At 64.6% G+C, this 19,931-nt stretch carries 17 protein-coding genes; 10 read left to right on the top strand and 7 right to left on the bottom strand.

What is annotated here, in order from left to right:
• Positions 1–9: 9 nt before the first annotated feature.
• The 4 genes from LDO41_RS12545 (at position 10) to LDO41_RS12530 (ending at position 4,494) form a co-directional block, all read left to right on the top strand.
• Positions 10–1,008 (top strand): tripartite tricarboxylate transporter substrate-binding protein, encoded by a 999-nt coding sequence (locus LDO41_RS12545; RefSeq protein ID WP_223988488.1) that lies wholly within the window; start codon positions 10–12, stop codon positions 1,006–1,008.
• Positions 1,009–1,016: 8 nt separating this feature from the next.
• Positions 1,017–2,252 carry a CaiB/BaiF CoA transferase family protein gene (locus LDO41_RS12540; protein WP_223988486.1) on the top strand — a complete coding sequence of 412 codons (1,236 nt, stop codon included), beginning with the start codon at positions 1,017–1,019 and terminating at the stop codon, positions 2,250–2,252.
• A 38-nt stretch (positions 2,253–2,290) separates the two neighbouring features.
• Complete coding sequence (locus LDO41_RS12535; RefSeq protein WP_223988483.1) at positions 2,291–3,376, top strand: TauD/TfdA family dioxygenase; 1,086 nt, start codon at positions 2,291–2,293, stop codon at positions 3,374–3,376.
• A 167-nt stretch (positions 3,377–3,543) separates the two neighbouring features.
• Positions 3,544–4,494: a Bug family tripartite tricarboxylate transporter substrate binding protein gene (locus tag LDO41_RS12530; protein ID WP_223988720.1), complete on the top strand. Its 951-nt coding sequence runs from the start codon at positions 3,544–3,546 to the stop codon at positions 4,492–4,494.
• A 31-nt stretch (positions 4,495–4,525) separates the two neighbouring features.
• Here the strand turns inward: LDO41_RS12530 and LDO41_RS12525 are convergent, their stop codons facing one another.
• Positions 4,526–5,299 (bottom strand): MOSC domain-containing protein, encoded by a 774-nt coding sequence (locus tag LDO41_RS12525; protein WP_223988481.1) that lies wholly within the window; start codon positions 5,297–5,299, stop codon positions 4,526–4,528.
• A gap of 309 nt (positions 5,300–5,608) precedes the next feature.
• On the opposite strand from LDO41_RS12525, the gene LDO41_RS12520 reads away from it, so the two are divergent.
• The 4 genes from LDO41_RS12520 (at position 5,609) to LDO41_RS12505 (ending at position 9,757) form a co-directional block, all read left to right on the top strand.
• Complete coding sequence (locus LDO41_RS12520; protein ID WP_223988479.1) at positions 5,609–5,953, top strand: DUF485 domain-containing protein; 345 nt, start codon at positions 5,609–5,611, stop codon at positions 5,951–5,953.
• Between the two features lie 11 nt (positions 5,954–5,964).
• Positions 5,965–7,683 (top strand): solute symporter family protein, encoded by a 1,719-nt coding sequence (locus tag LDO41_RS12515; RefSeq protein WP_223988477.1) that lies wholly within the window; start codon positions 5,965–5,967, stop codon positions 7,681–7,683.
• 27 nt (positions 7,684–7,710) lie between these two features.
• Positions 7,711–8,775 carry a carbon-nitrogen hydrolase family protein gene (locus tag LDO41_RS12510; RefSeq protein WP_223988474.1) on the top strand — a complete coding sequence of 355 codons (1,065 nt, stop codon included), beginning with the start codon at positions 7,711–7,713 and terminating at the stop codon, positions 8,773–8,775.
• 76 nt (positions 8,776–8,851) lie between these two features.
• Positions 8,852–9,757, top strand: coding sequence for a LysR family transcriptional regulator (locus LDO41_RS12505; protein WP_223988472.1), 906 nt, complete (start codon positions 8,852–8,854; stop codon positions 9,755–9,757).
• A gap of 10 nt (positions 9,758–9,767) precedes the next feature.
• Here LDO41_RS12505 and LDO41_RS12500 read toward each other — a convergent pair whose 3' ends face one another.
• The 3 genes from LDO41_RS12500 to LDO41_RS12490 form a co-directional block, all read right to left on the bottom strand.
• Entirely contained in the window at positions 9,768–11,924 is a 2,157-nt protein-coding gene (locus LDO41_RS12500; RefSeq protein WP_223988469.1) for a TonB-dependent receptor family protein, read from the bottom strand.
• A 208-nt stretch (positions 11,925–12,132) separates the two neighbouring features.
• Positions 12,133–13,710 carry a UxaA family hydrolase gene (locus LDO41_RS12495; protein ID WP_223988467.1) on the bottom strand — a complete coding sequence of 526 codons (1,578 nt, stop codon included), beginning with the start codon at positions 13,708–13,710 and terminating at the stop codon, positions 12,133–12,135.
• A gap of 8 nt (positions 13,711–13,718) precedes the next feature.
• Positions 13,719–14,738, bottom strand: coding sequence for a Bug family tripartite tricarboxylate transporter substrate binding protein (locus tag LDO41_RS12490; protein ID WP_223988465.1), 1,020 nt, complete (start codon positions 14,736–14,738; stop codon positions 13,719–13,721).
• Positions 14,739–14,909: 171 nt separating this feature from the next.
• On the opposite strand from LDO41_RS12490, the gene LDO41_RS12485 reads away from it, so the two are divergent.
• On the top strand, positions 14,910–15,797 hold the full coding sequence (locus tag LDO41_RS12485) for a LysR family transcriptional regulator (RefSeq protein WP_223988463.1): 888 nt from the start codon (positions 14,910–14,912) through the stop codon (positions 15,795–15,797).
• Positions 15,798–15,846: 49 nt separating this feature from the next.
• Here LDO41_RS12485 and LDO41_RS12480 read toward each other — a convergent pair whose 3' ends face one another.
• The 3 genes from LDO41_RS12480 to LDO41_RS12470 all read right to left on the bottom strand — a co-directional run bounded on the left by LDO41_RS12480 (position 15,847) and on the right by LDO41_RS12470 (position 18,658).
• Positions 15,847–16,848 (bottom strand): Bug family tripartite tricarboxylate transporter substrate binding protein, encoded by a 1,002-nt coding sequence (locus tag LDO41_RS12480; protein WP_223988461.1) that lies wholly within the window; start codon positions 16,846–16,848, stop codon positions 15,847–15,849.
• A gap of 111 nt (positions 16,849–16,959) precedes the next feature.
• The gene (locus LDO41_RS12475; protein ID WP_223988459.1) at positions 16,960–17,769 is read right to left on the bottom strand and encodes an SDR family oxidoreductase; all 810 of its coding nucleotides are present in this window, start codon (positions 17,767–17,769) and stop codon (positions 16,960–16,962) included.
• Positions 17,770–17,812: 43 nt separating this feature from the next.
• On the bottom strand, positions 17,813–18,658 hold the full coding sequence (locus LDO41_RS12470; protein ID WP_223988457.1) for an IclR family transcriptional regulator: 846 nt from the start codon (positions 18,656–18,658) through the stop codon (positions 17,813–17,815).
• A gap of 389 nt (positions 18,659–19,047) precedes the next feature.
• On the opposite strand from LDO41_RS12470, the gene LDO41_RS12465 reads away from it, so the two are divergent.
• The gene (locus tag LDO41_RS12465; protein WP_223988455.1) at positions 19,048–19,923 is read left to right on the top strand and encodes a branched-chain amino acid ABC transporter permease; all 876 of its coding nucleotides are present in this window, start codon (positions 19,048–19,050) and stop codon (positions 19,921–19,923) included.
• Positions 19,924–19,931: the final 8 nt, after the last annotated feature.

The raw sequence follows: 19,931 nt of genomic DNA, 5'->3' as shown, positions 1-19,931 counted from the left end.
GGAGACAACATGAAACGCCCCCACGCCCCACTGTTGGCCTGGCTTTGCACAGGCCTGCTTGGCACAGGATTACTTAGTACCACCGCCCTCGCCGCGACGGCGCAGGAGCCTGCGTTGCCCAAGACGATCCGCATCGTCGTACCGTTCTCGCCCGGCGGCAGCAACGATCTGTTTGCCCGCGCGTTGGCACAGGGTCTGGCCAGCCGCACCGGCTCCTCCGTCGTTGTGGAGAACCGTCCCGGCGCCGGCGGCGCCATTGGCGCGCAAGCGGTAGCGACCGGCGATTCTGACGGCTCGACGCTCCTGCTGAACTCGCTGAGCTTCAGCACCAACGCGGCGATACAACCGAAGCTGCCCTATGACCCGATCAAATCGTTCGAGCCGGTGGCCATGCTGAACCGGGGGCCCATGCTGCTGGTGACGGCCGCAAGCACACCGTACAAAAGCGTGAAGGACGTGGTTGAAGCTTTCCAGGCCAAGAACGGAAACATCAACTTTGGCTCGGCCGGCCCCGGATCGAGCGGACATCTTGGTGGTGAACTCCTCAACGCACTGGGCCAGGGGCGTGCCGTGCACGTACCGTACAAGGGCGTCTCCAATGCGGTGGTCGATATGGTGGGCGGCAACGTCCAGGTCATGATCACCACCGCCGCGTCGGTCGCGGGTCCGCTCAAAAGCGGTCAGGTCCGCGCGCTCGCCGTGACATCCGCCGAACGCTCGCGCTTCGCTCCCGGGTTGCCGACCGTCGCCGAGACGCTGCCGGGCTTCGTCGTGGAAGCGTGGTGGGGCGTGTTCGCTCCCGCGAAGACACCGCAGCCCGTTGTCGAGCGATTGAATCAGGAAATTCGTGCGGTGGCCGAAACGCCGGCAATGCGAGAGCTCTTCTCGCGCGAGTCGACCGAGCCCAGCGCCATGACCGCCCCGCAGTTCGCCAGCTACGTGCAGGCCGAGGTCGGCAAGTGGCGCACGCTCGTGGCGACCCGCCACGTGGCAGTCGCCAACAACTGAGCATCACCATGCAAAGCAAGGTATTCAACCCGGCCGCGCGCGGCCCGTTGCACGGGCTGCGGATCATCGACATGAGCCGATTGGTCGCCGGCAATATGCTGACGCTGCAGCTGGCGGACTTCGGCGCCGACGTAATCAAGATCGAGCCCCCCGACGGCGATTCACTGCGCAACTTCAAGACCGATGGTCTCGATATCTGGTGGAAAACCTATGCGCGCAACAAGCGAAGTCTCGGACTGAACCTGCGCAATGCCGCGAGCATCGCCTTGCTCAAGACGCTGGTCGAGACCGCCGATGCGCTGATCGAAAGTTTCAGGCCGGGTACGCTCGAAGCGATGGGGCTGGGCCCCGACGTGCTGCACGCGATCAACCCGAAGCTCGTCATCACGCGGATCTCCGGTTGGGGCCAGACCGGCCCCTATCGCCACAAGCCGGGATTCGGCACGCTCGTCGAAGGGTACAGCGGCTTTGCGGCGATCAACGGCTTCGAGGATCGCGAACCGGTGCTGCCTCCGATGTTCCTCGGCGATATGACGACCGGTCTCTACGGCGCGAGCGCGACCATGATGGCGCTGTGGCATATCCAGGCACATGGCGGACGCGGCCAGGTCATCGACCTGTCGTTGTTCGAACCGATGCTGTCGATCATGGGACCGCAGGCGGCCAACTACAAGTTCACCGGCAAGCTCAAGCGCCGGACCGGCAGCCGCTCGAGCACGACGGCGCCGCGCAACGTGTATCGCACGCGAGACGACAAATGGCTCGCGCTCTCCACGGCGTCCAACAGCGTGGCGCGCCGGCTGATGGAGACGATCGGCCGCGGCGACATGCTCGACGACCCGCGCTACGCCACCAACAGTGCCCGCCTCACGCATATCGAGGACGTCGACCGCGTCGTGGGCGACTTTATCCGCGCGCGCAGCCTCGACGAGAACATGGCGATCTTCGAAGCGGCCGGTGTCACGATCGGCCCGGTCTATGACGCCGGGCAGGTGCTGAACGATGCGTACGTCGCACAGCGCGAAAGCCTCGTGGAACTGCCGGACGCCGAACTCGGAGCACTGCCGATGCACAACATCACGCCGCGCTGGAGCGACACGCCGGGAGATTTCCGCTGCCCCGCACCGGATCTCGGCCAGCACAACGACGAGATTGTCCGCGAGGTCCTCGGCGAGGCGGGGCTTGCCAGACTACGCGCCAGTGGCGCGCTGGTCGGCAGCCTCCCCCTTTCCTCCGCAGCGTGACACCGTTCCGCTGCCAACACACACACAAGGAGAAGACAATGAACCGACTTGGCCATCCGATTACGGGTCCCGGTGCCTGGAAAGGTCCCGATATCGATTGGACGAAGGAAGGGTTGCACGTACTCAGCGCGCAAGATTTGGGCGAGATCGATCGCGCGCTGCAGCATCTGAAGTCGCTCGGCGAAGTCGACTTTCCCGACGTCACCCGCGAGACCTTCCCGCTCGATGCCGTCGGCAAGTTGATGGAGTCGCTGCCAAGACGCCTTCGAGAAGGCGCGGGCTTCCTGATGCTGCGAGGGCTGCCACGCGATCAGTACAGCGATGACGATATGGCCCGCATCTATTTCGGTCTGGGCGCCTACATCGGCCCGACCATGACCCAGTCGTACCTCGGCGATCGACTTGGCCACGTCGTCAACGTCAGCGACTATGAACCGAAATCTCGCGGATATCGGAAGGGCGGCGGGCAACTGATGCATACCGACTCGTGCGACATCATTGGCCTGATGTGCCTGCGCACGGCCATCTCCGGGGGCGCGAGCCGCATCACCAGTGCGCTGACGGTGCACAACTATCTGCTGGAGCATCACCCGAAATCGCTGGAGATCCTGCGTCGCGGTCTGTACTTGAAACGTACCGACGAAGATGGCCGTCGCGCAACGCGCACGTTCAGCGAAGACCGCGTGCCGTTCTTTGCCGACAACGGCGAGGGCGAAATCACCTGCTATCTGCCAACCGGCTACGCGCGACTTGCGGAGAAAAGCGGCCAACGCCCGTTCACGCAGGAGGAATCGGATGCGCTGTACCACGCGCGCAAGGCGGCGGCGATGCCCGAGCACTACCTCGACATGGGCTTCCGCGACGGCGATATCCAGTTTCTGAACAATCGCATGATGGTGCACGGCCGCACGGACTACGAGGATCATCAGGAACTGTCGCAACGCCGCCATCTGCTGCGCATGTGGCTACGCGTCGAGTCGTGGCCGGCGATGCCGAAGCAGCAGGTTTTCCACACTGAAGAAGATATGCGGCTGTGGAGCGTCTCGCGCCGGCCGTTTATGGAACTGCCGTCCAATCACGACCGCGACCTGCTGGAAGGTGTCGCCGGGGCCATGGTGGAGTAACGGCCGCAAGCATTCAGGGTCGGCAACGGTATAATCCGCGCCTGCGTTTGTCGCATTTGCCGCGTTTCCCGTTGTCCGAATCCTCCATGTCCCGAAATTCCGCCCTCCCGCCCGTTCTTCCCTCCGATCATCCTGTCGATACGTCGAAGCGCACCCTGCTCAAAGGCATGCTCGCGGCGGGCGTCATGGCGAGCGGGCTGCCGGCGCTGGCGCAATCGAACTGGCCGACCAAGCCGATCCGGCTGGTGATTCCGTTTCCGCCGGGCGGCGGTACCGATATCCTCGCGCGGCTGGTAGCCAATCAGGTGGCGCAGAGCACCAAATGGACGTTCGTACCGGACAACAAGCCCGGTGCCGGCGGCACGCTCGGGATTGCGGAGATCGTGCGCGCGGCGCCGACCGGCTACGACCTGGTCATGGGGCAGAAGGACAACCTCGTGGTGGCGCCGTGGCTGTACAAATCGGTGTCGTACGTGCCGGCGCGCGATCTGATCGCGATCAGTCACGTGGCCTACACGCCGATCGTTATCGTCACCTCGGCGAGCTCGCGCTTCAAGACGCTCGCCGACGTCGTGTCGGCCGCGAAGGCGCAGCCCGAGTCGATCAAGTACGGCTCGCCCGGCAATGGCACCACCATCCATCTGGCCGCCGAGATCTTCAGCCATGCCGCCGGCATCAAGCTGCTGCACGTGCCGTACAAGGGTTCAAACGCCGCGATGATGGATGCCATGGCGGGCAACGTCGACCTGATGGTGGCGTCGGTACCGTCGGCGCTGGCGCAGGTGAAGGCCGGCAAGCTGCGCGCGCTGGCGGTAACGTCGGCCAGCCGCAGCACCTCGCTGCCGAACGTGCCGACGGTCGCCGAGAGCGGCTACAAGGACGTCGACGTCAGCACGTGGTACGGCATCTTCGCGCCCGCGAAGACCCCGGCCAGCGTGGTCGATCGCATCGCCACCGAGGTCAACAAGGTGCTGGCCAGTCCCGAAGTCATCCACGCGATCCATGAGCAGGGCGCGGAAGCGAAGCTCATGACGCCAAAGGCGTTTGCCGAGCTCGTGGACTCGGATTACAAGAAGTGGAAGCCGATCGTGGAACAGTCTGGCGCCAAGGTGGACTGAGCGCCAGGCCTTCCTCTCCTTCCAGCGATCGTTACGCGTCCTGCAATACGATCGCATCCCCCGGGCGGATCGTCCCGCCCCGCACCACCTCGGCATAGATGCCGAGGTCACCGTGCTTGACGTACTTCAGCAGCGACACCGGGATATTCAGGTCACGGATACCCGTGGTGGGATCCACGCTGGTCGCCGCGCAACGCTTCGTGCGGCGCACGATCTTCAGCACCACGTCGCCGATCGTCAGTTCGCGATCGACCCACTCCATCTCCGACCATGCAGGCACGCCCGAGAAATACAGATTCGCGCGGAAACGCAGCGGATCCAGCGGGTGGTCCAGATGGCGCGCGAAATCTTCCACCGTATCGAGGTTGATCAGCGAGATGCTGCGCATCAGCGCTTCCGATCGCACGCTCACGTCGGTGAACTGGAAATTCGGCGCGTTGACCACGCGTGGTGTACCCGGCAGCGGCACGTCCAGATAACGCTTCAGGTAGTCCGCCAGCCCTTCACGATCCGCGTCGCGCGTGAGGTTGTAGTGCGACACGCTGCCGTCGTCGGCTAACTCGAGCTGTGCCGAGGCGTCGGTGAAACGCGTCTTCAGGCGCGCGAGCTTCTCGTACTTGGCCAGCATCAGGAACTGCGTCTTCGGCGCGGGCACGGGATGCGCCGGATCGAAATCGAGCGAGCCATCGGTGACGGCATACGCGCGGTCGAGCGGAAAACCCTGCGCGGCACGCAGGTCCACGCTGGCGAGTGTCTCGGGCGACAGGCCCTTGACCGGGTAACGATAGAGCGACTGGATGTTCATGGCGGTGGGCAGATGGGGTGAACGGTTGAACTTTGCCTATGTTGCCGCGCCGCAAACCGCTCGCCAAGTGGTTTGCCATGCGTCATACGTTCTCACGCGACAAAAACGGACAAAGCCTGCGATTTCGCGCAAGAACGGTGCACGGCAGCCTTCCTCGGCCGTTCGCGCAATCCATCATGGTGCTCTGCAAAAAAGCCATGCACCATTGTCTTGCACTCTGCAAATTTGCAGAATGGTCTGCGAACTCTCTCCTTTTCCTCGCTGCGATCTGAGCCAAGAATGCAGCCGTCTGCCATCGGGAGAGAGACCATGATCAAGCCAACGCCACGCGCCTATGAGGTGCTTTACCGGAACCCGGAGTTCCAACAACTGGTGCGCTCTCGCCGGCGCGTCGTGCTCGGATTATTCACGATCAGCATGGCGATGTTCTTCGCCGTACCCGTGCTGGCGGGAATTGGTTCGAGCCTGTTCGAGATCCCGGTCACCTCGGCCACGAACTTCGGACTCTGGTATCTGTGCGGGCAGTACTTTGTCGGCGGCGTGATCGCCTGCGCCTATGCGGCCAAGCTGCGTCGGCTCGATGCAATGGCCGATGAACTGCTGTCGCAGGCACGTTTCCCGGAGCCTGAGGCCGCCCACGCGGTGGCAGCGTGAGGAGCCCGGCCATGAACTCGCGTACCGCGTTTCTTTTTGCTTCCCTTCCCGCACTGCTGATCGCGGGCACGGCCCAGGCCGCGGAAGCCACGCTCGTCACCGAGGGCAACCGCACGATGACGGTCATCGTGTTTGCCGCGCTGTTCTCGCTGACGCTCGCCATCACGTGGTTCGCGGCGCGCCGTAATGCCACCGCGAGCGATTTTTATACCGCCGGCGGCGGCATCAGTGCCCGCATGAACGGCATGGCGATTGCCGGCGACTACCTGTCCGCGGCGGCATTCCTCGGCGTGTCGGGCCTGATCGCACTGTACGGCCTCGATGGCATCAGCTATGTCGCGGGCTTCTTTATCTCGTTCGTGCCGGTGCTGCTGCTGATTGCCGAACCGTGCCGCAATCTCGGGCGCTACACGCTTGGCGATGTGCTCGCCTACCGCAACAGCTTTCGCGCGACCAAGCTCGTGGTCGCCGTGTCGAGTGTGCTGGTCGCGCTGTTCTACATGGTGCCGCAGATCGTCGGTGGCGCGGTGATCGTACGCGCGCTGATCGGCATCCCGTACGAGGTGTCGGTATGCGCCGTGGGTGGATTGATGCTGACCTACGTGCTGTTCGGCGGCATGCGCGCCACCACATCGGTGCAGGTATTGAAGGCGTTTCTGCTGATCTCGTTCTGCATCGTGCTGGTGGTGCTGTCGTGGATTCCCTACGGCTTCGATATCGAGGCGTTTTTCCGCAGCGTGATCCATAACGAAGCGATTCAGCGCCACGTGCTGGACACGCTGCTGCAGGGGCAATCGACGCTGTCGGTGGAAGAAGCCGGCCGCCGCTTCCTCGAGCCCGCGCTCTATCTGAAGAGTCCGGTGGAGCAGATCTCGCTGGGCATGGCACTCGTGCTCGGTACCGCCGCGATGCCGCATATCCTGATGCGCTTCTTTACGGTCAAGAGCGCGAAGGATGCGCGCACCTCGGCGCTGTATGCGATGTTCGCGATCGGCCTGTGCCATCTGCTGATCGTCGTGATCGGTTTCTCCGCCGCGCTCAACGTCGGCCCGAAGGCGATCATCGCGCTCGACAAGGGCGGCAATCTGGCCGCGCCGATGCTTGCCCAGTTCCTCGGTGGCGGCCCGGACAGCCTGCTTGGCAACTTTATGCTGGCGGTAGTCGCCGCGGTGGCGTTCGCGACGATCGTCGCGGTGGTGGCTGGCCTGACGCTGGCCGCGGCCTCGTCGCTCGCTCATGACGTGTACGTCGGGGCCGTCCGCAACGGTCATGCCACCGACCGCGAACAAGTGGTGGCCGCGCGCGTCGCGACGGTGATGACGGCAGTGATCTGCGTGGCGGCCGGTATCGCGGCCAAGGGGCAGAACGTCGCACACCTGGTCGGTCTGGGCTATGCGGTGGCGGCATCGGCCAACCTGCCCGCGCTGGTCTGCACGCTCTACTGGCGCCGCTGCAATACCGCCGGCGTGATTGCCGGTGTGGTCGGCGGCACGTTGCTGTCGATCGGCATGGTGCTGGTGTCGCCCAATATGACTTACCCCAGCATCCTTGGCCTCGACCATCCGCTGATCTCGCTGCGCAACCCCGGCATCGTGTCGATTCCGGTCGGGTTCCTGCTGGTGATCGTGTTCTCGCTGCTGACGCGCAGCCGGTTGTCCGAATCGCGCTGGCCGGAAATGGCCGTGCGCCGGGAAACCGGCATGGGTATCGCCGAAGCCGTTTCGCATTGATTGATTGACTCCACAGCACACACTGACATGACATTGCCTATCGTCAAAGTCGCGGCCGCGCACGCCGCACCGGTCTACATGGACGCGGCGGCCACCGTCGCCAAGGCCATCTCGTTCATCGACGAAGCCGCGCGCAACGGCGCCGAGCTCGTGGTGTTTCCCGAGTCGTTCATTCCGGGCTTTCCGGTGTGGGCGGCGTTGTGGGCACCGATCTACAACCATGAGTGGTTCCAGCGCATGGTGACCAACAGCATTCGTATCGATGGACCCGAGATGACGCAGATTCGGGCGGCCGCGCGCCGGCACGGCGTGTTCGTCTCGATCGGATTCAGCGAGAGCAGCGACGTGAGCGTGGGCTGCATCTGGAACACCAATGCGATGATCGGTGACGATGGCACGCTGCTGAATCATCACCGCAAGCTGGTGCCGACGTTCTACGAGAAGATGGTGTGGGCTTCGGGCGATGGGCACGGCCTGCGCGTGAACGACACGCGCATCGGCAAGATCGGGGCGCTGATCTGCGGCGAAAACACCAATCCGCTCGCGCGTTATGCGCTGGCCGCGCAGGGCGAGCAGATTCATATCTCGGCCTGGCCCGCGATCTGGCCGACGCGCCTGCCCGGCTCGGGCCAGAACTTCGACAACCTGGCGGCCAATCGCATTCGCGCTGGGGGGCATTCGTTCGAGGCCAAGGCGTTTGGCATTCTCAACGCGGGCTTTATGGACAACGCGATGATCGAGGCGCTGTGCGCGAGTGGCGACAAGCAGGCGCGCGAGGTCATCGAGCGCACGCCGCGCGCTGCCACGCAGTTCCTCGATCCGACCGGCGCGGTCATCGGCGATATGCTGCAGCATGACGAAGGGCTCGCGTATGCGACGTTCGACCTCAATGCCTGCATCGAGCCGAAGCAGTTTCACGATATCGTGGGCTACTACAATCGGTTCGATGTGTTCGATGTGCGGATCGATCGGCGACGTCTGACACCCGCCACGTTCCTGTCCAACGGCGCGCCGGAAACTGTCGCAGCGCGGCCCGCGCCGCGAGAGGCGGCCAGCGAGGCGGCCTTCGAGTACGAGGAAGCCATTCGCTAACCTCGTCGGCTTGGCATGCCGGGCGCAAGCACCGGCATAATCGGGTCATCCCCTGCCGCTTCCTGCCTGATCCGCCATGCCAGCTCCGACCCGACTGAACTGGGATGACCTCCGCATCTTTCTGGAGGTCAACCGCAGCAAGACCCTGACCGCGGCCGCGCGGCAGCTGCGTATCGACGATTCGACGGTCAGCCGCCGCATCGCGGCGCTCGAGGCGTCGCTCAACGAGACGCTGTTCATTCGCGACAGCGCCGGACTACACCCGACGCCGCGCGGGCTCGAATTACTGATGTGCGTGCAGGACATGGAGCGTGGCGCGCTGGCGATTACCGAGCCCGCCATCGCGAGTGACCGTACCCCCTGCGGGCATGTGCGCGTGGCCACGATGGAGGGCATTGCGTCGCTCTATCTTGCCGCGGAATTTGTGGCACTGCGCGAGCGCTATCCACTGCTCGAGGTGGAGCTGGTCACCTCGTCGAACCAGGTGCAGGTGAATCGGCGCGAGGCGGATATCTTCATCAGCTTCTTTCCGACCGCGGGGCGCGGGTTGGCCGTGACCGAGATCGGGGCGTTTCAATTGCATCTGTATGCGTCACCGGAATATCTCGCGCGCGCGGGCACGCCGCATTCGGTCGATGATCTGACGGGGCACGATTTCGTGTCGTATGTGGATGATCTGGTCCAGCTCGATACCGTGCGGTGGCTGCGCGAGGGCGTGCCAAATCCGCGCGTGGTGTTTCACTCGTCGAGCATGCTGGCGCAGATGTTCGCGGCAGGCGGCGGTGCGGGGATCGTGATGCTGCCGACGTTCGCGCGCGCAGAGCGGTTTGGGCTGGTGCCGGTGCTGGGGCGGCGGGTGGAAGTCGGACGCATGCTGTTTCTCGCCGTGCACAAGGAGTTGCAGCATACGCCCCGGGTGAAGGCGGTTTGCGAGTTTCTGCAGGAAATCATTGCGCGGGACTACCCGCGCAATGATGCCTAGGCATTCACGCTCAGAATCCGATACGCGCCTGCACGTAGACCGTGCGCGGGGCGCCGACCAGACGGCCGGCGTTGCCGTCGGCGGTACGCGTGTAGTAGCGCTTGTCGAACAGGTTGTTGATACCCACCGCGATATCGGTCCGCTTGAGCTGCGGTACCTTGAACATGCCCTGGATGTTCCACACGCGATAGCCCGGAATCTTGCCGTTGCTGCCGTCCGCCGATTCCTGCACGGTGTTGGCCAGATCCGCGAACTGCGAGCTCTGGTGCGTGGTGGCGACGTTGAACGTCCACTGGCGCCAGTTGTAGCGCGCGCCGACGGTATCGGTGCTGCGCGAGTAGAACGGCACATCGAGGCCAGCCGTGGCGCCCGACTTCTGGATGGCGCGCGTGTACGTGTAGTTGGCGTAGACGTTCAGGCCGGACAGCAGGCCCTTCTGGTCGAACGTGTAGTCGATCGCCGTTTCCACACCGTCGTGATCGGTCGCGCCGATGTTCTGGAACGTCGCTGGCACCAGCCCCGGTACCTGCAGGATCTGGTTGTCGAACTTGATCTTGAACGCGCTCAGCTCCGCCTTGATCTTGTTGTCGGTCCAGCGCGTACCCACTTCGAACGTACGCGCCACTTCCGGCGAAAGCGGATTCGTCGGCGTCTGCGAGTTCAGCTGGATGTTCTGCACCGGGCCGAACGATGTGCTGTAGTCCGCAAACACGGTCCAGGCATTGTTCACCAGGTACGAAACATTGATCGCGGGCAGCGGCTTGTTGTTGATACTCTCGAACGGCGTCGCCGAGCCAACCTGCTGGCGACTCGTGTCGATATGCTCGAAGCGCAGGCCCGGCGTGACGCGCCAGTTGCCGATCGCGATGCGGTCGTCGATATACACCGCATGCGCATCGGTGGCGTTGTCGAACGTGGTGGTCGGGCCCACCGCGCCGGTGGTGGCGTTCACGTTGAACGAGTTGTCGTTGCCGCGCTCGCGCACATAGCGGTAACCCACCGTGATGTCATGCAGCGTCGGGCCGAACGACACGCGGTGCGTGTAGCGCGGCTCGATACCGAAGGTGGTGTAGTTACGCGGCTGGTGCACCAGATTCGCGCCGCTGGTCAGCGTGCTCTGGCGATAGCTGTCGTTGTAGAACGTACGGATCTCGAATTCCTGATTGTCGGAAATCGTGTTCACGTAGCCGAGATCGAAACCGTAGCGATTGCCGCTCCAGTAGTCGTTCGGACGCGTGTTCTGGAACGGGTCGGCATTGAACTGCGCCACCGACAGGCCGCCCGGCGTGCGCGACTTCACGTCGTAGTACGAGACCTTGCCGTAGAACTGCTGCGACGGCGTCAGGTCGTACGCGAACTTGACGGCCACGTCGTTGACGTCGTCGTCGCTGCCCTTGCGCCATTCGCGGCCGGTCTGGCCCGAATACAGGAACGCGAGGCCCAGGCCGCTATCGAGCGTGGTGCCGACAAACGCGTTGTATTGCGTGTTGGTGCCGCCGGTGGTGAAGATGTTCTCGCGAATCGCCGCGTCGCCGGTGATGCCGGAGCCCGCAGGAATCGGCTTGGTCGTGAAATTGATGATGCCGCCGACGTTCTGCGGACCGTAGCGCACCGAACCGCCGCTGCGCACCACGTCGATCGATTCGATATTGCCGAGGCTCACCGGCGCGAACGACAACTGCGGCTGGCCATAAGGCGCCACCGCCAGCGGAATGCCATCCAGCAGCACCGTCGAGCGCGGCGTGTAGCGGCCAGTCAGGCCGCGCACACCGATGTTGAGCGAGATCGCGCTACCCGCGGTACCGGAGTTGTCGCTCGACTGCACGCCGGGCACGCGACGCAGCACGTCGCCGATATTGGACGCGCCGCTCTGCTCGATCTGGGACTCCGTGACCACGGTCCGCGCGCCCGCGAAGCCCTTGACGCTGTTCTGCAGCCCCGAGCCCAGCCAGTTGCCGGTGACCTGAATCGTGTCGAGCGTGACTTCCTTCTGCGGCTGCGCAGGGGCGGCCGCAGGTGTAGCGGCGGTCACGTCGGCCTGCGCCTGTTGAGCGGCCGCGGGGCCGGACATCGAACACAGCAGCAATACGGCACCGGCCGTCGCGCAGAGGGCCAGGCGTTGGCCGGCATGGGGGGCGGCAGGCAGGCTGCGGCGGCTCGGATACATCTCTTTCTTCTCCAGCGTGTTTATTAAGTTCACAAAATCGAACGCGATTCTAAATGAGAATCGTTATCTAACTTTGTAATGGAGTGAAAGAAAAGCGCTACGAGGCGCCAGCCGTTGCGGCCGCGCGACAGAGATACAGGACCTCGCAGTGGCAATTACCAAAACTCCGGAATTGACACACTGCGATACAAAAAACACCTTCGCCGACTTAGCTCATGATCCCGATGTGCCAGGGCACGAACTCGTGGTCACCCAGACCCAGCAGCTCGCTCTTGCTGGGTGCGCCTGACGCCGTGCGCAGCATGAGGTGGAAAATCTCTTCGCCCACCTGTTCGATGGTCTTCTCGCCATCGAGGATCGTGCCACAGTTGATGTCCATGTCCTCTTCCAGGCGACGGTACATCGGCGAATTGGTCGCGAGCTTCACGCTCGGCACCGGTTTGGCGCCGAACATCGAGCCGCGCCCGGTGGTGAACGCGATCAGGTTGGCGCCCCCGGCGATCTGGCCCGTCGCGGAGACCGGGTCGTAGCCCGGCGTGTCCATGAACACCAGCCCATGCTCGGTCACCGGTTCGGCGTAGCGATATACCGCCATCAACGGGCCGGTGCCGCCCTTCATCGACGAGCCCAGCGATTTCTCGAAGATATTGGCGAGGCCACCCATCTGGTTGCCGGGACTGACCGCGCCGTTGATCTGCACGTCGCGTCCCACCGAGTACTCGTCCTTCCACCAACGCACACGCTCGATCAGCTTCTCGCCCACCGCGCGGCTGCGCGCGCGGCGCGTCAGCGTATGTTCCACGCCGTAGATCTCGGGCGTCTCCGACAGGATGGCCGTGCCACCATGGCGCGCCAGCAGATCGACGGCCGCGCCAAGCGCGGGATTGGCCGTGATCGACGAGAAGCCATCGGAGCCACCGCATTGGAGGCCCACCGTCAGATGACTTGCGGACACCGTGCTGCGCGAGACGCGATTGACCTCGGGCAACATCTCGCGCACCGCGGCAATGCCAGCAGCGATGGTCTGACGCGTGCCGCCGGTCTCCTGCATCACGAACGTGCGCAGCAGCGGCCCTGCCGTCAGCGCCTGCGTATCGAGCAGCCCCTTCAGCTGATTGCGCTCGCAGCCGAGACCGACCACGAGCGCGCCGCCCACATTGGCGTGCCGTGCGTAGCCGGCCATGGTCCGCCGCAGCAGGTCCATCGGCTCGCCGGTCATCTCCATGCCGCAGCCGAGCGAATGGCTGAATGCGACCACGCCATCGATGTTGGGATACTCGGCCAGCCGCTCGGGCGTGAACCACTCGGCGATCTTCTTCACCACCGTGGCCGAGCAATTCACCGTCGACAGGATCGCCAGATAGTTGCGCGTGCCCACCCGCCCATCGGCGCGCACGATGCCCTCGAACGTCGCCTGCTGTGCGGCCGGCACCGGCTCCACGGGCACGTAGTCGCGTGCATACGCGTAGTCGCGCTCGTATTCCTGAAAGCTGATGTTGTGCGAATGCACGTAGCTGCCGGGCGCGATATCGGTGGCCGCGAAGCCGATGCACGTGTTGTACTTGACGATGGGCTCGCCCGCGCGAATCGCGCGTGCCGCGATCTTGTGCCCGGCCGGCACCTGGCCGCGGATACTCCAGGGCTCCCCGGGCACCGTATCGCCAATCGCAACGTTGATGCGCGCCACGTACACGTTGTCCGACGGATGCAGGCGAATGCATGGACCCGCCACCACCTTGCCACCTACTTTGCCACCTACGTTGCCAATCTCTTCGATGCTTTGCATGCGTGATCTCACTCGGGCTGAATATTGGCCGACTTCACGATCGCGGACCACTTCGGGACCTCCGCGGTCATGAACTGGCCGAACTGATCGGGATTGGTGCCGATGATCGTGAGCCCCTGCTCCTGAAACTTGCCACGCACGTCGGGCGTGTTCAGGGCGGTGCTCACCTCATCGCTGATCCGGCGCGCGAGCGGCTTCGGCGCGCTGGCCGGCAGGAACAGGCCGTACCACGTCAGCACCTCGAAGTCCTTGAGGCCGGCTTCGGAAACGGTGGGCACCTGCGGCAGCGTCTGCGCGCGCGCCAGGCTCGACACCGCGATCGCGCGCAGCTTGCCGGACTTGATGAACGGAGCGGCCACGGGCACGTTGGCAAACGCCACCTGCACGTTGCCGGCCATCACGTCGGTCAGCGCAGCCGACTCGCCCTTGTACGGCACGTGCGTGAGCTTGATGCCGGCCATCTTGTTGAACAGCTCGCCGGCGATATGCTGCGGTCCACCGGCGCCCGACGACGCGAAGTTGGCCAGCTTGCCGGCGCGCGCGAGGTCCATCACCTCTTTGAGCGTGGTGGCCGGCACCGACGGGGTGACCACCATCACGAGCGGCATCGAGACCAGTTGCGTCACGGGCAGGAAGTCGCGGATCGGGTCGTACTGGAGCTTGCCGTACATGCTCGGCGCAATGACCATGGTCGATTGCGAAGCCAGCATCATCGAGTAGCCATCGCCGGCGGCCTGCGCGACATTGGTCGCGGCGAGCGTGCCGGTGGCACCGGGGCGGTTCTCGACCACCACCGACTGGCCGAGCTGCTTCGACAATTGCGTGCCGAGCTGACGCGCGACGATATCGGCGCCGCCACCGGGCGCAAAGCCGACCACGATGCGAATGGGCTTGGTGGGATAGGTGTCGGAGGCGAAGGCCGGTGCGGTCAGCACCGCTGCCGCCAGTGCGAGGTGAGCGAAGGCACGGCACGCCAAAGCGACATGCCGCCGTGCGCGCGGGTCGGCCCGCGAGGTGTGGTGATCCATTTTGTCTCCTGTGGTGATCGAATGTCCCGCAGCGGTGCGCCGACGATGGCGGCCCGCTGTCTTGAGGCGGATCTTAGAAGAAGGCAGAATCGCAAAACAGTGCTGTCCGGCGGGTTCAGACCGCAATAATTTTGCGTTTTGTGTCTGCGTGCTTCGCCGGACGGGTTTTGCATGCCTCTCACCCTTTCCCCCATGGACATCCGTTTCCTGCAGAGCTTTGTGGCGGTGGTCGAATACGGGTCGTTTGCCGAAGCCGCGCGTCGGCTCGGACTGACTCCCAACGCGATTGCCGCGCGCGTCAAGGCGCTCGAGGACGCGCTCGACATTCCGCTGGTGCAGCGCTCGGGCCGCACCGTCATGCCCACGCAAGGCGGCCTGCGCATCCTCGCGCGATCGCGCGCGGTCGTGCGCGATGTGCGTGACCTCGGCGCGATCGCGCATGACGACTCGATCGCTGGCGAGCTACGCCTCGGCGTATCCAGCTCGGCGTTGACGGGGCTGCTGCCACCTATCCTCAAACGTCTCTACGCACGGCATCCGCGCCTGAAGATCTTTGTCGAGCCGGGGACGTCATCGCATCTGTATCGCGCGGTGGTGTCGGGCGACCTCGATGCCGGCCTGATCGTGATGCCGCAGTTCGCGATGCCGAAGGCGTTTGCGTGGAAGGTGCTGGTCGAGGAGCCATTTATCGTGCTGGCCCCCGGCGAGCTCGCGCACCGCCCGCCGCACGATCTGCTGCGCACCGAACCGTTTATCCGCTATGACCGCGCAATGTGGGGCGGCATGGTCGCCGATCGCTATCTCCAGTCGCACAATATCGTGCCGCACGAGCGGCTCGAGATCGATGCGTTGAATGCGATTGCGGCCATGGTCGGGGTCGGACTTGGCGTGTCGCTGGTGCCGGACTGGGCCAGGCCATGGCCCGAAGGACTGGATGTTGCGCGCATCGCGCTGCCTGCGGCGCCGACGCCTAACCCGACGCGTCGCATCGGCTTGCTGTGGTCGCCGAAGGGACCGCATGCGGCGATTGCCGAGGCCTTTCTGGCGTCCGTCGACTGAGGCCGCGCTGCCCTCACCCCTCTCCCCAAGGGAGAGGGGTGCGGACACTTTATTCAGCCTTGGCGCCGGACTCCTTGACCACCTTCGCCCACTTGGCGATCTCGCTCTTCTGGTACGCCGCGAGTTTCTCGGGCGAGCCCAGCACCGGGTCCAGCCCCAGCGTCGCGAGCTTCTGCCGCACATCGGGCAACTCGAAGATGCGGTTCAGTTCCACGTTGAGCTTCTCGACCACATCCTTGGGCGTGTTGGCCGGCGCGAAGACCGCGAACCAGGATTCGGCCTCGTAGCCGGGCAGGCCCTGTTCCGCGATGGTCGGAATATCAGGCGCGGACGCCGAGCGCTTGGCGCTGGTCACGCCGAGCGCGCGCAGCTTGCCTTCCTTGACCACCGGCAGTGCCGACGGCAGGTTGTCGAACATCATCGTGATATGACCGCCGAGCAGATCGGGAATCGCCATCGCGCGACCCTTGTATGGCACGTGCGTGATCTTGGTACCGGCCATCGTGTTGAACAGTTCGCCCGATACATGCAGCGACGTACCAACCCCCGGCGTGCCGAACGTCAGTTGTCCCGGCTTGCTCTTGGCCAGTGCAATCAGCTCCTGCACGTTCTTCGCCGGCACCGACGGATGCACCACCAGCACATTGGGCGTGGACGCCAGCAGAATCACCGGCACGAAGTCCTTGACCATGTCGTACGGCATCTTCGTGTACAGCGCGCCGTTGATCGAATGGGTGCCGACCGTCCCGAGCGCGAGCGTGTAGCCATCGGCCGGCGCGTGCGCCACTGCCTCCGCGCCGATATTGCCGCCTGCGCCGGGCTTGTTGTCCACCACCACGGTCTGGCCCCACGACGGCGAGATCTTTTCCGAGAAGAGGCGCGCGAGGATGTCCGGCGCGCCGCCGGCGGGGAATCCCACTACGACGCGAATCGGCTTGTTGGGGTATCCCTGCGCGTGCGCTGTGGTCGTGCTCAGCGCAGCCACAGCGGTGATGGTCGCGAGCGCGGCAAGCGCGAACGCGCGTCGGGCGGGGAACGAAGCAATACGCATGAGACAGTCTCCAGTCTTGTTATCGTGCAACCGTTATCGTGCAAAACCCGTGAATCGTAGTAGTCGGGGGACTTGGGATGATGCGGGGGCGCCTGCATCCGTGCGGTTCACTCAGATGCCGATGCCGAACTCCTTCGCCACCTGGTCCTGCAACCGGCGCATGCCGCGCAGCCAGCGGTCGTAGTCTTGCCCCTTGCGGCGGTAGTACTCCAGCACCTCAGGGTGCGGCAGAATCAGGAAGCGCTCATCGGCCATGCCCTCGATGGTCTTTCTGGCGACGAACTCCGGCGTGACCGAGCCCTCTTGCAGAAACCCCTTGCGCTCGCCATCCTCGCCAAGCAGCATGCGCGTCTGCACGCCCTGCGGACAGATGCAGCTGACCCGAATCCCGCGGTCGCCATACGTGATGGACAGCCACTCGGCAAAGCCGATCGCCGCATGCTTGGTCACCGCATACGGCGCGGAGCCGATCTGCGACAACAGCCCCGCGGCCGAGACCGTGTTGACGAAGTAGCCTTCGCCACGTTCGAGCATCTGCGGCATGACGGCCTGCGCGGCATTCACGTGCGCCTGCACGTTGACGCCCCACGCGCGCAGCCAATCGGTGTCGGTGGCATCGAGCCCCTTGCGCACCATGATGCCGGCGTTCGAGATAAACACATCGACACGGCCGAAGCGCGCGGTGGCCTCATCGACGAGCGCCTTCACCGCGGCCGGATCGGCGACGTCGACACGTCGCGCGAGCACATCGCATTGTGGCTGCTGCGCCTTCAATATCGCGCCTACCTCGGCCGCGCCCTCCACGTCGATATCGGCGATCGCCACGGCGCGCGCGCCCGCGCGCACCACGGCGAACACCAGCGCGCGTCCGATGCCCGCGCCGCCGCCGGTAATGATGACGGTCTTGCCACGAAGCTGCATTGCATTGCCTCCTGTCGTGATGAATGAAGATGAACGAAATGTCTCAGGCCGCGTGATGCCACAGCCGTTGCTGCAGCGTCTGCGCGAGGTCGCGAATACGTGGCCCGAGATTGCTTTCAAGAATTTCCGGTGACAGCCGCGTCGACGCGCCGCCGATATTGATCGAGAGCACTTCGGTGCCGCCCTCGAGACGAACGGGCGCGGCCACGCCGCTGACGGAGCGATCCCACTCGGCATGCGCGAGGCAGAAGCCACGCCGCGCGTACTCGCGCAAGGCACGATCGAGCTTCGTGCGCAGCGCTGGCCAGCGCGCTCCGTAGTGCCGTTCGAGTTCGACCAGCACGGCCGCGCGCCGCGCGGGGTCAAGGCCCGCCAGCCACGCGCGACCGATCGCCGAAGTCGCCATCGGCAGGCGCGAGCCGGGCGTCAGCCGCATCACGAGGCCGCCGCGCGGCTGACACGATTCGAGGTAAAGCATGTCGTGTCGATCGGGCGCGGCCAAAGCCACCGTGCAGCCGGTGGCCAATGCCAACGATTGCATCAGCGGCTGCGCGATATCGCGAATGCCAGCGCCGGACAGATAGCGATGCGCGGGCAGCAGCGCGCCCTGCCCCACGCGGTACTTCTCGTGCGCCTCCACGTAGACGAGGTAACCGAGGCTCGCCAGCGTATAGGTCAGGCGCGATACCGTGGGCCGCGGAATGCCCGTGCGTCGCGACAGTTCCGCATTGCCGAGGTAATCGTCGGTGGGGCCGAACGCGCGCAGCAGTTCGAGCCCGCGTGCCAGCGCGCCGACGAAGTTGCGATCGCCATCGTCGGCGGGACACACGGTCTCGCCGGAGACGACTGCCGCGTCTACGGGCTGCGGAATCGAAGTGGATCGCTTCATGATAGTTCGGCCGGTATCTCGCAGCGCAATGTCGTTACCGCTATGTCGCACGTGAATGGACGTCATCGACGCCATACATGTCGCGCACCGATGGGCACGCGATGCACTGTCCGCCACCCTGTCGATGCCGCAAATCAGGGATTTCACCGAGGCGAAACCGCGCGTTGGCGCAGGCTCGTCAAACGACTATTCCGAGATGCGGAATAGGACTGCATATCGCTTGACGCTGGACGAACGGCTATGCAAAAGTCCGCTGAACAAAAAAACGAACGACCGTGCCAGAACACGGCGTCACGGGACCGCGGGCTTGCTTCACTCCTGCGGTCAACCAGGAGAGCACGCGCATCGGCGCCGCAAGGCCGCACGATGACGCAGCGAAGGAGACGACCGTGGCAATGTTTTTTCAACAGTTCCTCAGCGGCCTGACACTGGGCGGCGTGTATAGCCTGGTCGCCCTGGGCCTGACGCTGGTCTACGGCATTCTGCACGTTCCGAATTTCGCGCACGGCGCGTTCTACATGGCCGGCGCCTACGTGTCGTACGTGCTGATGACCTCGTACGGCGTCAACTACTGGCTGGCGATGCTCGCGGCGGCGGGCGCGGTGGCATGCCTGTCGATGCTGGCCGATCGCCTGGTGTTCCATCCGCTGCGCAATGCGCCCGAGGTGCACGACATGATTGCCGCCATCGGCATTCTGCTGTTCCTCGAAGCCGGCGCGCAGGCGCTGTGGGGCGCGGACTTCCACCGCATGCCCACGCCCTATGGCCAGATGGTTGTGCTGTTAGTCGAGCCTTTTGGCCTGACCGCGCCGATGCAGCGGTTGCTGATCATCGTCGCGGCCTTCGGCCTGATGGTGCTGCTGCACCTGTTCCTCACGCGCACGGTCACCGGCTCCACCATCATCGCCATGGCGCAGAACCGCGAGGGCGCCGCGCTGGTCGGCATCGATGCCACCCGCGTCACGCTGCTGGTGTTCGCGATCTCGGGTGCGCTCGCGGCGGTGGCGGCCACGCTGTATGCGCCGATCAACCTCGTCTATCCGAGCATGGGCAACCTCGTGATCACCAAGGCGTTCGTGATCATCATCCTCGGCGGCATGGGCAGCATTCCCGGCGCCATCGTCGGCGGCCTGATCATCGGCATGGCCGAGAGCTTCGGTGGCTTCTACGTGTCCACCGACTACAAGGACATCATCGCGTTCCTGCTGCTCGTACTGATTCTCTCGGTGCGACCGCAAGGATTGTTCGCGGGCCGCATGGCCTGAGGAGTCCC

This window comes from Cupriavidus pampae (genome assembly GCF_914271485.1).
GTDB classification, from domain to species: domain Bacteria; phylum Pseudomonadota; class Gammaproteobacteria; order Burkholderiales; family Burkholderiaceae; genus Cupriavidus; species Cupriavidus pampae.
This window is presented reverse-complemented; position numbering and strand designations above follow the sequence as displayed.

What these genes read in the sequence shown, in the direction of transcription:
- LDO41_RS12545 (WP_223988488.1), top strand. Translation starts at nt 10, where the DNA reads ATGAAACGCCCCCACGCCCCACTGTTGGCCTGGCTTTGCACAGGCCTG.
- LDO41_RS12540 (WP_223988486.1), top strand. Translation starts at nt 1,017, where the DNA reads ATGCAAAGCAAGGTATTCAACCCGGCCGCGCGCGGCCCGTTGCACGGG.
- LDO41_RS12470 (WP_223988457.1), bottom strand. Translation starts at nt 18,658, where the DNA reads ATGAAGCGATCCACTTCGATTCCGCAGCCCGTAGACGCGGCAGTCGTC.
- LDO41_RS12480 (WP_223988461.1), bottom strand. Translation starts at nt 16,848, where the DNA reads ATGCGTATTGCTTCGTTCCCCGCCCGACGCGCGTTCGCGCTTGCCGCG.
- LDO41_RS12475 (WP_223988459.1), bottom strand. Translation starts at nt 17,769, where the DNA reads ATGCAGCTTCGTGGCAAGACCGTCATCATTACCGGCGGCGGCGCGGGC.
- LDO41_RS12510 (WP_223988474.1), top strand. Translation starts at nt 7,711, where the DNA reads ATGACATTGCCTATCGTCAAAGTCGCGGCCGCGCACGCCGCACCGGTC.
- LDO41_RS12515 (WP_223988477.1), top strand. Translation starts at nt 5,965, where the DNA reads ATGAACTCGCGTACCGCGTTTCTTTTTGCTTCCCTTCCCGCACTGCTG.
- LDO41_RS12525 (WP_223988481.1), bottom strand. Translation starts at nt 5,299, where the DNA reads ATGAACATCCAGTCGCTCTATCGTTACCCGGTCAAGGGCCTGTCGCCC.
- LDO41_RS12520 (WP_223988479.1), top strand. Translation starts at nt 5,609, where the DNA reads ATGATCAAGCCAACGCCACGCGCCTATGAGGTGCTTTACCGGAACCCG.
- LDO41_RS12505 (WP_223988472.1), top strand. Translation starts at nt 8,852, where the DNA reads ATGCCAGCTCCGACCCGACTGAACTGGGATGACCTCCGCATCTTTCTG.
- LDO41_RS12530 (WP_223988720.1), top strand. Translation starts at nt 3,544, where the DNA reads ATGCTCGCGGCGGGCGTCATGGCGAGCGGGCTGCCGGCGCTGGCGCAA.
- LDO41_RS12535 (WP_223988483.1), top strand. Translation starts at nt 2,291, where the DNA reads ATGAACCGACTTGGCCATCCGATTACGGGTCCCGGTGCCTGGAAAGGT.
- LDO41_RS12485 (WP_223988463.1), top strand. Translation starts at nt 14,910, where the DNA reads ATGCCTCTCACCCTTTCCCCCATGGACATCCGTTTCCTGCAGAGCTTT.
- LDO41_RS12500 (WP_223988469.1), bottom strand. Translation starts at nt 11,924, where the DNA reads ATGTATCCGAGCCGCCGCAGCCTGCCTGCCGCCCCCCATGCCGGCCAA.
- LDO41_RS12495 (WP_223988467.1), bottom strand. Translation starts at nt 13,710, where the DNA reads ATGCAAAGCATCGAAGAGATTGGCAACGTAGGTGGCAAAGTAGGTGGC.
- LDO41_RS12490 (WP_223988465.1), bottom strand. Translation starts at nt 14,738, where the DNA reads ATGGATCACCACACCTCGCGGGCCGACCCGCGCGCACGGCGGCATGTC.